The sequence below is a fragment of the Streptomyces yerevanensis genome (assembly GCF_000716805.1).
Lineage (GTDB): Bacteria > Actinomycetota > Actinomycetes > Streptomycetales > Streptomycetaceae > Streptomyces > Streptomyces flaveus.
Window position 1 is genome coordinate 20,103 of sequence record NZ_JNWJ01000025.1, and the last position, 12,886, is coordinate 32,988.

14 protein-coding genes and 2 pseudogenes are annotated in these 12,886 nt (G+C 68.5%); 6 read left to right on the top strand and 10 right to left on the bottom strand.

Translation table 11 applies throughout. From position 1 onward, the window contains the following. Positions 1-163: 163 nt before the first annotated feature. Both OP79_RS24960 and OP79_RS24965 read left to right on the top strand, forming a co-directional pair. A complete protein-coding gene (locus OP79_RS24960; RefSeq protein WP_245685443.1) occupies positions 164-1,390 on the top strand; it encodes an alpha/beta hydrolase family protein in 1,227 nt (408 codons plus the stop codon). Between the two features lie 367 nt (positions 1,391-1,757). Continuing rightward, entirely contained in the window at positions 1,758-1,943 is a 186-nt protein-coding gene (locus tag OP79_RS24965; protein WP_033323051.1) for a hypothetical protein, read from the top strand. 128 nt (positions 1,944-2,071) lie between these two features. On the opposite strand, the gene OP79_RS24970 is transcribed toward OP79_RS24965, so the two are convergent. From OP79_RS24970 to OP79_RS51060, 3 genes and pseudogenes are all read right to left on the bottom strand, one after another. Next, positions 2,072-2,719 (bottom strand): TMEM175 family protein, encoded by a 648-nt coding sequence (locus OP79_RS24970; RefSeq protein ID WP_051744898.1) that lies wholly within the window; start codon positions 2,717-2,719, stop codon positions 2,072-2,074. Positions 2,720-2,961: 242 nt separating this feature from the next. After that, positions 2,962-3,263 (bottom strand): annotated as a pseudogene (locus tag OP79_RS58585) (IS1380 family transposase); the annotation flags it as partial. A 627-nt stretch (positions 3,264-3,890) separates the two neighbouring features. Further along, positions 3,891-4,328, bottom strand: a complete 438-nt coding sequence (locus OP79_RS51060; protein ID WP_063741989.1) for a recombinase family protein — start codon at positions 4,326-4,328, stop codon at positions 3,891-3,893. Between OP79_RS51060 and OP79_RS57135 the strand changes: the two are divergent. The 4 genes and pseudogenes from OP79_RS57135 to OP79_RS24995 form a co-directional block, all read left to right on the top strand. Continuing rightward, a pseudogene (locus tag OP79_RS57135) lies at positions 4,303-4,425 on the top strand (EamA family transporter); the annotation flags it as partial. The gene OP79_RS51060 and the pseudogene OP79_RS57135 overlap by 26 nt on opposite strands. Positions 4,426-4,498: 73 nt before the next feature. Next, on the top strand, positions 4,499-5,437 hold the full coding sequence (locus tag OP79_RS24985; RefSeq protein ID WP_033323055.1) for an aldo/keto reductase: 939 nt from the start codon (positions 4,499-4,501) through the stop codon (positions 5,435-5,437). Positions 5,438-5,459: 22 nt separating this feature from the next. Further along, positions 5,460-5,807 carry a MerR family transcriptional regulator gene (locus tag OP79_RS24990; RefSeq protein ID WP_033323056.1) on the top strand — a complete coding sequence of 116 codons (348 nt, stop codon included), beginning with the start codon at positions 5,460-5,462 and terminating at the stop codon, positions 5,805-5,807. Between the two features lie 656 nt (positions 5,808-6,463). Further along, positions 6,464-6,991, top strand: a complete 528-nt coding sequence (locus OP79_RS24995; protein WP_033323058.1) for a GNAT family N-acetyltransferase — start codon at positions 6,464-6,466, stop codon at positions 6,989-6,991. A 356-nt stretch (positions 6,992-7,347) separates the two neighbouring features. On the opposite strand, the gene OP79_RS52110 is transcribed toward OP79_RS24995, so the two are convergent. The 7 genes from OP79_RS52110 to OP79_RS25030 all read right to left on the bottom strand — a co-directional run bounded on the left by OP79_RS52110 (position 7,348) and on the right by OP79_RS25030 (position 12,715). Beyond that, positions 7,348-7,719 (bottom strand): hypothetical protein, encoded by a 372-nt coding sequence (locus OP79_RS52110; protein ID WP_078491999.1) that lies wholly within the window; start codon positions 7,717-7,719, stop codon positions 7,348-7,350. Positions 7,720-7,898: 179 nt separating this feature from the next. Beyond that, complete coding sequence (locus OP79_RS25005) at positions 7,899-9,071, bottom strand: serine hydrolase domain-containing protein (protein ID WP_033323060.1); 1,173 nt, start codon at positions 9,069-9,071, stop codon at positions 7,899-7,901. Between the two features lie 47 nt (positions 9,072-9,118). After that, positions 9,119-9,568 carry an organic hydroperoxide resistance protein gene (locus OP79_RS25010; RefSeq protein ID WP_033323061.1) on the bottom strand — a complete coding sequence of 150 codons (450 nt, stop codon included), beginning with the start codon at positions 9,566-9,568 and terminating at the stop codon, positions 9,119-9,121. Positions 9,569-9,674: 106 nt separating this feature from the next. Beyond that, a complete protein-coding gene (locus OP79_RS25015; protein ID WP_051744902.1) occupies positions 9,675-10,157 on the bottom strand; it encodes a MarR family winged helix-turn-helix transcriptional regulator in 483 nt (160 codons plus the stop codon). Continuing rightward, positions 10,154-10,915 (bottom strand): energy-coupling factor ABC transporter ATP-binding protein, encoded by a 762-nt coding sequence (locus OP79_RS25020; RefSeq protein ID WP_033323062.1) that lies wholly within the window; start codon positions 10,913-10,915, stop codon positions 10,154-10,156. The genes OP79_RS25015 and OP79_RS25020 overlap by 4 nt, the downstream gene beginning before the upstream one ends. Beyond that, positions 10,903-11,664: a cobalt ECF transporter T component CbiQ gene (gene cbiQ, locus OP79_RS25025; protein WP_033323063.1), complete on the bottom strand. Its 762-nt coding sequence runs from the start codon at positions 11,662-11,664 to the stop codon at positions 10,903-10,905. The genes OP79_RS25020 and cbiQ overlap by 13 nt, the downstream gene beginning before the upstream one ends. 1 nt (position 11,665) lies before the next feature. Further along, a complete protein-coding gene (locus OP79_RS25030; RefSeq protein WP_033323064.1) occupies positions 11,666-12,715 on the bottom strand; it encodes an energy-coupling factor ABC transporter permease in 1,050 nt (349 codons plus the stop codon). Positions 12,716-12,886 lie beyond the last annotated feature (171 nt).

Genomic DNA, 12,886 nt, shown 5'->3' on the forward strand with positions numbered 1-12,886 from the left:
GCCTACCCGACGGGGGGCGCTCGCAGGCCTGGCGGCCGGAGCCGGAGCGGCCCTTGTGGCCTCGGCGCCGACGGCCTCTGCGCTGGTACCCGCCGGAGCCCGTGGGTCAGCCACGTCCAGCCCGTCGTCCACGACCGCGGCCGCGTCGCCGACGCCCGGAGCCATGCAGCTGTTCACGGACCCCGCGTTCAACTTCGCCGCGCTGCTGGCCCTGGGCGGCGCCGGGTTCGGCTCGAGCGAGGTCGGCGAGGTCCTGACCGCGGTCAACGCGATCAACGCCGCGGGGGCGGACCAGCAGACCTTCACCGCGGAGTTCCGGCGCTGGGGGGACCGGCTGACGGCCACCGCGACCCGGCATCCGCAGACCCGGCGCTCCCGCTCGCTGCGGGCGGCCCAGTACTACGACCAGGCGCTGTTCTTCGTGCTCGGCTCGGACACCCCCGGCGACGAGGAAGAGCTCTACCTCGCCGGGCGTCGCTCCTGGGACACGTTCGCCCGGCTGTGCACACCGGCGGCGATCACCGATCAGGTCCCGTACGAGGGCGGGACGTCGATCCCTGTCTGGTTCTTCCGCCCCGATACCTCCGGCAGGGCCAGGCCGACCGTCATCCTCACCAACGGCAGCGACGGCCAGAACGTCGACATGTGGACGTACGGGGTCTCCGCAGCGCTCGCCCGCGGTTGGAACGCGCTCGTATACGACGGACCGGGCCAGGGCCAGCTGCTCTTCGTCGACCAGGTCGTCTTCACCCCTCGCTGGGAGCGGGTCGTCTCTCCCCTGGTGGACTGGCTGGAGCGCCGCAGGGACGTCGACGAGCGGCGCATCGCCCTGACCGGGCTGTCGATGGGCGGCGACCTCGCGCCGCGCGCAGCGGCCTTCGAACGCAGGATCGCAGCGCTGGCCGCGATGCCGGGCGTGCTCTCGCCGTGGCTGGGTTTTCCGCCGGAGCTCCGGAGCATCGTGAGCCCCGACAAGGCGGAGACCAACCGCATCTGGAACGAAGAGGTCGTCCCCGAGCTGAGCCCGGAGGAAGCGGCGACGATCGAGAAGCGGGTCGAGCCGTTCTCGATTCCCGCGATGCTGGCCGCCCGTCAGGGCCGGATCTTCACCGACTTCTGGACACCGGCCCAACGGATCATGGCGCTCGACATCACCGAAGTCGTGGGCCGTATCAAGTGCCCCACGCTCGTGCTGGACTACGACGACGAGCAGTTCTACCCCGGCCAGCCGCGCGCGTTCTACGAACTGCTGCGTGCCCCCAAGGATTTCCAGCTGCTGACGGCGGCCACCGGTGCCCAGCTGCACTGCTCGCCGATGGCGCCACAGCAGCACTGCGAGCTCGTCTTCGACTGGCTGGAGGACACCCTGGGGCGGGGCCACCGCCCATAGGCCTGCCGTCAGCGGGCCGACCGACGTACGCCGGCCTGCACGGCCCGGCCGACAACGGCGGGATGTTCGGTGGTTGGGCGGCCTGGTGTAAGTGTGGAGGAATAGTCAAGACCTAATCCCTTGTTAAGGGCTTTCCCCTGCTGGGCGGTTGTTCCTGGGGAGCGTTCGAGTACCGGATCGTGACATCAAGGACTTGTCCGGCCGATCATGCTGCTGGTTAGGTGCGAGCGTGTCGAAGACGAGCGTGAGCAACGAGACTGGAGGCTGTCGCCGCCGTCCACGGCCAGACTGGCTGTCGTGACGGCGGCTTCCAAATCGCCGTTCAGTAGGTGGCTTTGGGCACGCACCATGCGGCAGAACTTCAGCGTTGCGCGCCGAACGCGCCCGTCACGTGGGCCATGTCGACGATGTCCCTGGCGCGATCACTGATCGGCACTGGCGCTACGTCGACTCCGGCCACACCCCCGGCGCCGCTCTCGTCGCTGCCGGAATCGCCGAAGACATCGCCACGAACCGCGAGATCACCCGCGAAGAGCGGGAGGCGCCCCGGTGACGAGACGCCGCAACGAACAGTGGGTTCGGGCCGTCGAGCGCCAAGCGGCCACGTTTCCCACACGAATAGGGCCGAAGAGCGCTGCACGACTTGCGCGGCTCCTCGGCCCTACACAAAACGATTCCTGGCTAGGCGCCGAGCTGCTGGGCGGCCGCGCGCAGGCGCTTGCCCCGCCTGCCCGTCACGAACTTGACCGGGATCAGCATCGCCCACCACAGCTTCGCGCCCGTCGGAGAGATGAAGGCGAGCGGCACGGCGACGGCGAAGACCAGCACCGTCGACGCCAGATCGGCCACATCGTTGCGCGCGACAGGATCGGGCAATGCCGCACTACCCAGCCAAGGGCGCTTCCACATGGCGACCATCAGCGCGAGTTGTGTGGCCCCCATGGCCGCGACGGCGCCGGAGTACACGGCGACCGACCGTGACAGGTCCCCGTACTCGGCCAGCAAAGTGGTGGGAAAGGGCATCATGGCGATTAGCCCCAGGCTCAGCAGCCCGAGCTTGGTGACCGTCCCATCCACCGTCCCCGCGTACCGGAAGATCTGGTGGTGGCCCCGCCAGAACGCTGCGATGACCAGAAAGCTGAGGGCATACGCCCACACGTTGGGCATCACATCCCCCAGCGCTTGCTCGAAACGGGCGGGGTCCAGCCCGGAGGGCAGCGTGATGTCCAGCGCGAGCAGCGTCATCGCGATGGCGAACACGCCATCCGACAGCGCGAGGAGTCGGACCGCGCTCCCTTCGTCGTCCCGCACTCGCTGGTGGCCGATCATAACCCCCCACCCTAGGGTCAAATATCCCTGAATGCTCCGATTGATCCCTTGAACGTATTGAGCCGCCCACCGGACTTCGTAGCCTGGTCGATGGCGTGGAGAGTCGGCACCCAATGTCCAGGTCTCCGGAATCCAGCTCGGGACTGGAGTGGCATTGGGGTGCGGCTCTCCTGAAGTGACTTGTTGGCAACTACGGCAAGGCCGAAGCCCAGGCGTGGGACCGGGTCCACCCGAGGCTGACACACCGCTCGGCCTGGTGCCTGCTTCGGGATCTTTGGCACCGCGTGATGGATGGCGTCGGTGATGGTCATTCCGACCGAGTACGAGAGCCACCGGCCCTGGCGGACAGCCAGTTGACGAACTCATACGTGCCGCCGCAGGAGTCGGTGCGGATCAGTGTCCGGCGCCCGCAGCGGTAGGTCTTGGGCAGTTGAGCCAGGGCGAGTTGGGTGGTGGCGATGTGGTCGGCGGCGGTGTTGTCGGGTAGCCCCGGCGCATTACTGTGCCGGGGCCCCCTCAGAACCGTGCTTGCCCGCTTTCCAGGCACACGGCTCAAGCAAGTCCCGCGGGCTCGCGGGCAGGCAGAATTGCTGGCCACAGACTCACCTGACCCACGTCGGCACCCTTTCGGGCTCGGGCACATGCCCGTATCCGGCCGGTTATGCGGGGCGATCGGCGGAGGGCCGACCATGTTGCCCCGTCTTCCCGCTGCCTTTCAGCTGCCGGCATTCGCTTCTTGGGTCATCCTGTTCCCACCCGGGGGCTGGGCCTTCCTCGCGGGCGGCTCACCGCCCAGTCACCTGAGCGGACCCCGTCGGGGTTTCCACGTTCCACACAGTTGAGATGCGACCGGGGTGGGCGCCCCCCCCATACCCCGGGGACGGTGGTGTCCTCCCGGTCGGCGGTTCGCTGTCCGACTAGCACCCGCCGCTTCTCAGCGGCCAGTCCCTGCACTCCGCTGAAGACTTCCGTCTGGCGAAGCCCAAACGTGACGAGGCGTCATCGGGGGTTCACTCGCGTTCACCCGTCCGGTCTTCCCCTTGCCTGTAGTTCCCGGACGGATCGGGAACCCTTGGGCGCCTTCTTCGAGCTCCGCACCCCACCGTTGCCAGTGACGCACGTCGAAGCGGGGACGGGCCATGGACACTGGCCCGGATCTACACCCTCGACATCAGTCAATCCTCCGATCGACGTGATCACTCAAACTGTGCGACCCCGTGTCGCACGGAACCCGCGTTGCCGGGCCGCAGCAGGGCGGCCACCGGTTCCCCGGACCCTGAATGGGGATGCTGCGCGCGGCAAGATCCTGCGCTATGTGGTTCGGCGACTCGCCATCCAAGTAGCGGCGGTACACCTCACGGACGATCTCTGCCTCCTCCTCGACGATCGCGCGGCCGTCGCGGGTGTAGCCGTACGGACGGTTACCCACGTGCGGGTTGCCCTCGCGGGCCTTGTCCTTGAGAGCCTCCTTGAGGCGGCGCGACGTGTCATCGGAGGAACGGCAGGCGTGGGCCACATCGATGCGGAGGATGAACCGGTCGTCGGGGTCCGACAGGTCACGTCGGTTCGCCTCGCCGACAATGACATCGATCATCGTCGGCGCGGCCATCGGCGCGGTGTTCTTCAAGGAGCGGTTCGGGACGCCGAGGATTGCCGCGGCGGCGCTGCTGGTGGTGGGCATCGGGCTGATGCTGCATGCGGGGTGAGTTACGACGACTGCGCCGCCCGTACACAACCGCTCTTGACCTGGAGCGCGCTCCAGATACGAGCATAGGCGGCATGAACACCACCGACCCCCAGATCGTCCTCGGAACGATGGACTTCGGCACCCGCGTCGACCCCGACCGGGCCTTCGCGATCCTCGACTCCTTCGTCGCCGGCGGCGGTGTCTGGCTCGACACCGCGAACTGCTATTCCTTCTGGGCCGACCCCAGTGGCGTCGGCGGCGCCAGCGAGCGCCTCATCGGCGCATGGCTCCGGGCCCGCCCAGGCGCGCGCGACGCGGTGCGGATCGCGACGAAGGTCCGGCAGAACCCGCTCGTTCCGCACTCCTGGCCGAAAAGCGCCGAAGGGCTCTCCGCCCGCGCCGTCCACGCCGGTGTGGAGGAGAGCCTGGGACGTCTGGGAGTCGAGCACATCGATCTGCTGTGGGCTCACGCCGAGGACCGCACCGTGCCGCTGGAGGAGACGGTCGGCGCCTTCGGCGAGCTGGTCGCAAAGGGAGTGGCTCTGCGGGTCGGGGCGGCGAACCATGCCGCCTGGCGTGTCGAGCGCGCCCGGTCACTGGCGAGGGAGCAGCGCGTGGAACCGTGGACGGCCCTGCAACTGCGCCACTCACTCGTCCAGCCGCGCCCGCTCACCCCCGTGGCGGAGGCCGGCCACCGCATGCTCGCTGCCGAGGACCTGGACCTCGCGCGGTCGGAGGGGCTCGCCGTGTGGTCGTACAGCTCGCTGATGTGGGGTTCCTACGTGCGCGCGGACAAGCCGCTTCCGCACACTTATGATCACCCCGGGACCATCCAGGTGCTCGCGGTCCTGGACGACGTCGCCGGCGAGCTCTCGGCCACGAGGAACCAGGTCGTCCTGGCATGGCTGATGCGGCAGGGGATCGATCCCATCGTCGGCGCGAGCCGGGTGGAGCAGATCGAGGAGGCACTCGCTGCGCGCCGTGTGCGGCTCAGCGACGAGCACCTGGCGCGCTTCGGCGAAGCGCGGTAGCGGCAGTCACCGAAGGAGTCCCATGACCACTCTCACCCCGGCAACGGCCGCCGACCGCACCGGTGTCTCCATCGACACGCTGCGCTACTACGAGCGCGAAGGACTCATCGGCCCGATCCGGCGTTCCCCTGGCGGGCGCAGACAGTACACCGAGGACGACCTCTTCTGGATCGGCCTGGTCACGTGCTTCCGCGAGGCCGGCCTCGGCATCACCGACCTGCGGGGGTTCGTCGCCATCCTGCGCGCCGAGCACCCTCCGCAGGACCGGGTCGCCTTCCTTCGCGAGCGCCGTGCCTCCCTGGAGCAGCGGGTGGCAGCGCTGTGCCGGGCCATGGAGGTTCTCGACGAGAAGATCGCCTACTACAGCTGAGCGCCGGGAACCTCGCACTCAGCTCGCGCCCTGCCCACCACACATCGCCCACGATCCCGAACTCCTCGCCGTCTGGAGCCGACAACGGCACAACCTCTGCCACCAACTCACGCAGGCAGATGGACGCAGGACAACCTCCCCTACCTACGGGGCCCTCAAGTCGTTCCTCGACGCCCACGCCGAGGAACTGGCCAAGACGATCGACAGGCCCGCGGCCCCGCAGGTGACAAGAAGGCTGCCTACGTGACAACTAACGTGCTTCGGCTCAGGACAGTAAGGGGGAAGTTGAGCCGTGGAGCATGTAGCAGAGGCTGAAGCTGGTGTTGATGGCCTGGGTTCGGTCGGGGCCAGCCGAAGCCTGAGTAACAACTTTCTCTGCGGGTTCAACGCGACTCTCTCCGCTCACCGTGCGCGACCCGACCCCCAGCCGGGCCTGCGCTACTGTCTCCGCCCCGCTCCAGCCTGTCCGGTTCCGTGCCGCGCGCTACAGCAATCAGTTGGGAATGCGTGATGTCGACCTGGCTGCGGTCAGGTGAGTGCCCAGGACCGGATCGAATGGGCAGTGTCGCTCATGGGGTTGAGCGTGACGACCAGCCCGTGCTACTTCTGGCGGATTCGTGAATACTGATCATCAAGCACCCGAAGGGCTGGCCGACATGGTGCTCGGAGAGCTGGTGAAGCTGCGGCCGATGGAGCCGTCAGACGCTGAGGCGCTGTGGCGCTGGAACCACGACCCCGATGTGATGCGCTGGATGGACGATGGCTACGCCCAGCCGCTGGCCCAGGTCAGGAAGCGGATGGAGGAACGCCCGCGCAATACGTACGGCGATGTGCTCCTTGGGGTCGAGGTACTCACTGACGCAAAGCTCATCGGCCTGGTCCGATTACGCGACGCCGAGCCGGAGACCGGATGCGCCGAACTCGACATCTACCTCGGCGAGAAGGAGTACTGGGGGCGCGGTTACGCCACCGACGCAATGCGGACGATCTGCCGCTATGGCTTCGAGGAGATGCGCCTACACAAGATCACGCTGACCGTCGTCACCGAGAACCACTCCGCTCACCACGTCTACCAGAAGGTCGGCTTCGTCGAGGAGGGCAGGCTGCGCCAAGTCTTCCGGCGCGACGGCCGGTGGTACGACATGTTCACAATGGGCCTGCTGGAGGGTGAACTCCGCTGCTGAACTTGCTTGTGCGGTGTTGTCATGCCGTCCGGTGCCCACGGTCAGGCCCTGTGCTGGCAACCAGCCTTATCGGTGGTGCAGTTGTTTGGCTCTGGGATCGCAGCAAGAGAATGCGCGCTCTGCACAGGAAAGCCGGATTCTTCGGCACTATTTCGGGAGAGACCTGTCTAATCGTGATTCGCCCGTATAGCGCTGAGCGTGATTCTTTAGCTCTTACTATGGGTAGCAATACCTATCTATTCGACCGCGGAAACCAGGAGTGCGCCCTGGTCGCGAGATTCACGCCACCAGAGTCCGTTCGGCCTGTCATTTTCGGGCTGAAACGCGGAGCGGAATATCCTCTCAGCCCGACCTGGTCATTCGGTTCCGGTTTCGGCCTTGTGCAGTATCTGGGCCAACAACAGGGCGCTTCCGGCCGCTGCCCCTACCGCTCCCGCGGCCAGGAAACCGCGAGAGGAACGCCAGGACAGCACCGACCACCGCGACTGCGCGGAGAACAACGATCCTGTACTCAGCCACGACCCGGTTGAAATCAGCGACAGGGCGGAACCGATCGAGCCGACCGACAGGGCGCTTCCGATCGAGCCGACCGACAAGGCCGAACCGACGGACCCCACGGACAGCACCGAACCCACTGAGCCGATCGACAACACGGAGTCCTGTGACCACAACGACAGCACCGAACCGGAGGGAGTACGACGGACCGACCGTACCGACAGCTTTGTCATGAGGCCATCTTGCCCGCTGATCGTTCTGTCTGGGGAGGTTGTGGACGGATAGTGCGGGTTCCGGGTGAGGACCTTCCGGCATCTGGCTCGCTGCGTGGTCGAGGACGGCCGACCGCTGTGCACCGCATGGACCGCACCACGAACGCACCAGATCGAGCGAGGAACAGCGGGGGACTCGGCTACGACGACTGCGCCGCCCGTACCGCCCGTACCAACGCCTGTGCCCGCGGATCCGCCGTCACCGTCTTGCGGAAGCCGTTCGTCACGTAGCCGAGAGCGATGCCCGACTCGGGGTCGGCGAAGCCGAGGGGGCCACCGCGACCCGGGTGGCCGAAGGAGCCGGGGGACAGGAAGGGGGAGGCCGAGCCGTGGAGCATGTGGCCGAGGCCGAAGCGGGTGTTGATCACCAGGACGCGGTCGGGACCCGCCGACTCCTCCTTGCGGGCCGCTGCCAGTGTCTGTGGTGTGAACAGGCTTGGTACGCCGTCCACTTCGCCGATCAGCGAAGCGTAGAAGCGGGCCAGGCCGTCGGCCGTCGCGATGCCGTTCGTCGCGGGGAGCGTCGCCGCGCGGTACGCCGGGTCGTTCTGGTCGGGGAACGGGGTGATCGCGGCGAAGGCCCGCCGGGTGAGGGAGGAGGGGTCGTCATAGGCCTCGGTGACCGAGCGCTTCGGGCGGAGGCGCGGGCCCGCCCCGGCCGGCTCCGGTGCCTCGATCCGGCCGACGCGGCCGGTCCGGCCCGCTGCCTCCTCCTCCGCCGGCAGCCCCAGCCACAGGTCCAGGCCCAGCGGCCCGGCGATCTCCGACGCGATCCACTCACCGATGCCGTGTCCTGTCACGCGCCGCACCAACTCGTCGAGCATCCAGCCGTACGTCAGCGCGTGATAGCCGTGATCCGTGCCGGGCGCCCAGACGGGGGCTTGGGCGGCCACGGCCTCGGGGCCCTTCGAAGGCTCCAGGGCCTCCTCCGGCGTGAGCGGGCGGTCGAGCACCGGGAGCCCGGCCCGATGGTTCAGCACGTGCCGGACCAGCACGCGGTCCTTGCCGCGCGCCTTGAACTCCGGCCAGTACTCGCCGACCGGTGCGTCCAGGTCCAACTCCCCGCGCTGGTGCAACAGCAGCGGTACGGCGGCGGCGACGCCCTTGGTCGCCGAGCGCATGATCTGGGCCGTGCCCCGCTCCCAGGGCTCGGTGCCGTCGACATCGCGCGTCCCGCCCCACAGGTCGACCACCTTGCGCCCGTCCCGGTACACGGCCACCGCCGCGCCCCGGTCCCCGAGCGCCGCGAAGTTCCGTACGAACGCGTCCCTGACCGGCTCGAAGCCCTCGGCCACTGTGCCGTGCACGTCCACGTTCGTACTCCTGTCTCGCTGAAGGATCGCTGTCCCGGTCGCCTCCTTCAGCCAAGCAGAATCGTCACGTCGATGTTCCCCCGCGTCGCGTTCGAGTACGGGCAGACCTCGTGGGCCGCGTCCACCAGCTTCGACGCGATGCCCGCGTCGAGGACGGGGAGCGAGACGCTGAGGGCGACCGCGAGTCCGTAGCCCCGCTGCTTGTTCGGGCCGATGCCGACCTTCGCGGCGACCGTGGAACCGGTGAGGTCGAAGCCGGCGCGGCGGCCGACGAGGACCAGCGCGTTGTGGAAGCAGGCGCTGAAGCCGGCCGCGAACAGCTGCTCCGGATTCGTACCGTTGCCGTCGCCGCCGAGCGCGGGCGGCATCGCGACCTTCAGCTCGATCTGGCCGTCCTGGCTGGTGACGTAGCCGTCGCGGCCGCCGTGCGCGGTGGCCTCGGCGACGTACATGATCTTTGTCGGGCGGGTGTCGACAACAGCGGTGCCATCAGTCATGGTTGGCCTCCCCCAGAAGACATGCGCACAAGTACATCGTGCACAAGGTACTTGGCGGTAGCCAGGCTCTTGTTACCAGGGGGTAGCAACCGTGGGTAACGCGAGATCAGCGGGTACGGTCCGCCGCGGCCTCCGCCTTCTCCGCCAGCCGCCACAACTCCTCGCGCAACCGCGCGACCTCCGGCCCGCCGAGCCCCGTCGCCGTGAGCAGTGCGCCAGGTACGCACTCCGCGCGCTCCCGCAGCTCCTCCCCACGTCCCGTGACCGCGACGAGCACCGACCGCTCGTCCCGCGCCGACCGCTCACGCCGGACCAGGCCCGCCGCCTCCAGCCGCTTCAGGAGCGGGGACACAGTGCCGTAGTCGAGCCGCAGGGCGGCCGCCAGCTCCTTGACCGGCGTCTCGCCGCGCTCCCACAGGATCAGCAGGGCGAGGTATTGGGGGTAGGTGAGGCCGAGTTCGTCGAGCAGCGGGCGGTACGCGGCCGTCACCGCGCGGTGGGCGGCGTACAGCGCGAAGCACAGCTGGTCGTCCAGGAAGAGCGAGCCCTCGCCCCTAACCGTGGTCTTCTCGGTCTCGTCGTTCGTCACGCGCCCATTGTCACGGAACGCGGATCGAAGCCGAAGGGCAGCTCCAGGCGATGCTCCCGCATCAGCTCCTCGTCCGAGAGCAGTTCGCCCGTCTTCCCGTCCGCGGCGATCACGCCCTCGCTGAGGATCAAGGAGCGGGGGCACAGTTCGAGGGCGTACGGCAGGTCGTGGGTGACCATGAGCACGGTGACGTCCAACGACCGCAGGATGTCGGCGAGTTCGCGCCGCGAGGCGGGGTCCAGATTGGACGACGGCTCGTCCAGGACCAGAATCTCCGGCTCCATCGCCAGCACGGTCGCGACCGCCACCCGCCGCCGCTGCCCGAACGACAGATGGTGCGGGGGACGGTTCGCGAAGGCCTCCATGCCGACCTGCTCCAGCGCCGTGCGTACGCGCGTCTCCAGTTCCGGGCCCTTCAGACCGGCCGCCGCGGGTCCGAAGGCCACGTCCTCGCGCACGGTCGGCATGAACAGCTGGTCGTCCGGGTCCTGGAAGACGATGCCGACCTTCCGCCGGATCTCGGCCATGTGTTTCTTGCCGACGGGCAGCCCGGCGACCGTCACGGTGCCGGTGCCGCCGGTCAGAATGCCGTTGAGGTGCAGCACGAGCGTGGTCTTCCCGGCGCCGTTCGGCCCGAGCAGCGCCACCCGCTCACCGTGCGCGACGGTGAAGTCGACGCCGAACAGGGCCTGGTGGCCGTCGGGGTACGCGAAGGCCAGTCCGGCCACTTCCAGAGAGGGGGTCGTCACAGAGTCCATCCCAACAGACACACGACAAGGGCCGCACCGGGCAGGGCAAGGGCGTACGACCACTGCGCCCGGGACGCGGTCACTTCGTCGATGACCGGCATGGAACCGGTGTAACCCCGGCTCACCATGGCGAGATGCACCCGCTCCCCGCGCTCGTACGACCGGATGAACAGCGCGCCCGCCGACTTGGCGAGGACGCCCCAGGACCGTACGCCGCGGGCCTCGAAGCCGCGCGACTCCCGCGCGATCTTCATCCGTCGCATCTCGTCCGCGATGACGTCGCCGTACCGGATCATGAAGGAGGCGATCTGCACGAGGAGCGGCGGGAGCTTCAACCGCTGCAGTCCCAGGAGCAGTTCGCGCAGTTCGGTGGTCGAGGCGAGCAGCACGGAGGCGGCGACGCCGAGGGTGCCCTTGGCGAGTACGTTCCAGGCGCCCCACAGGCCGTTCACGCTCAGGGACATCCCGAGGACGTCCACGCGTTCGCCCTGCGCCACGAACGGCATCAGTACCGCGAAGGCCACGAACGGCACCTCGATCAGGAGCCGCTTCAGCAGGAAGCCGGCCGGTACGCGGGCCGCGTACGCGACGGCTGTGAGCAGCACGGCGTACAGCGCGAAGGCCCACATCGCCTCGCGCGGGGTCGAGACGACGACGATGACGAAGGCGAAGACGGCCGCGAGCTTGGTGTGCGGCGGCAGGGCGTGCACGGGCGAGTGCCCGTGCCGGTAGAGCTTGTGTGCGTGGCCTGCGCCCATGTCAGACGGTTTCCTCGACCTGTGAGGGCGAGGTCTCGGACGTACGGCGCTTGCGTACGGACCAGAAGACGCCCGTGCCCGCGACCACCGTGAGGCCCACGCCGATCACGCCCGCGAGGCCGCCGGAGACACGGGAGTCGGTGATGCCCTCGATGCCGTAGTCGGCCAGCGGGGAGTCGGCGGCGGCGTGGTCCTCGGCCTTGGCGTCGATGCCCTTGTCGGCGGCGACCTTCTCCAGGCCGTCGGGGCTGGCGGAGGCGTAGAAGCTGACGAAACCGGCGAGGACGAGAGAGGCGGCGAGGCCGGCGAGCCAGACCTTGCGGGGGGACCGGGCGGCGACCGGGGCGGGCTCGGCGGCCGGGGCGTCGACCAGCTCGCCGTTCACGCGGAGCTTCAGCGGGGCGGTCAGTCCGCGGGCGCCGTACACGAGGTCCGGTCGTACGGCGATGACGGCGCCGACCGTGAGCGCGGTGATCGCGGCCTCGCCGATGCCGATGAGGACGTGGACGCCGACCATCGCGGTCAGGACCTGCCCGATGGGTACGTCCGTGGTGCCGCCGATCGCGTAGACGAGCGTGAAGGCCGCGGCGGCGGCCGGCACGGAGAGCACGGCGGCGATGAACGCGGAGACGGTAATGGAGCGGCGCTTCTTGGGCAGGAGTTTTACAAGGCCGCGGAATACGGCGTAGGCCACGACCGTCGTGACCACCGCCATGATCGTGATGTTCACGCCGAGCGCGGTGAGGCCGCCGTCCGCGAAGAGGATGCCCTGCATGAGCAGCACGACGGAGACACAGAGGACACCGGTATAGGGGCCGACGAGTATCGCCGCGAGGGCGCCGCCGAGGAGGTGGCCGCTGGTGCCTGCCGCGACCGGGAAGTTCAGCATCTGCACGGCGAAGATGAAGGCGGCGACCAGGCCCGCGAGCGGGGCGGTCCGCTCGTCGAGTTCGCGCCGGGCGCCGCGCAGGCTGACCGCGACGGCTCCGGCGGCGACGGCTCCGGTGGCCAGGGAGACGGGGGCGTTGATGAATCCGTCGGGCACGTGCATGGATGGGCTCCGCTTCCGGGGTCCGGCCGGCTGGCTAACCGTTTGATGATAGTGCCTTGTTGCGAACGGCTTGCAAGAGCGAGGTGTCCATCAATAGCTCGGGAGCGCAATCCATAAAATATGCGACATTGGATAGAAATCAGCCCAAAGGGTTCTCACAGGGTTCCCCCG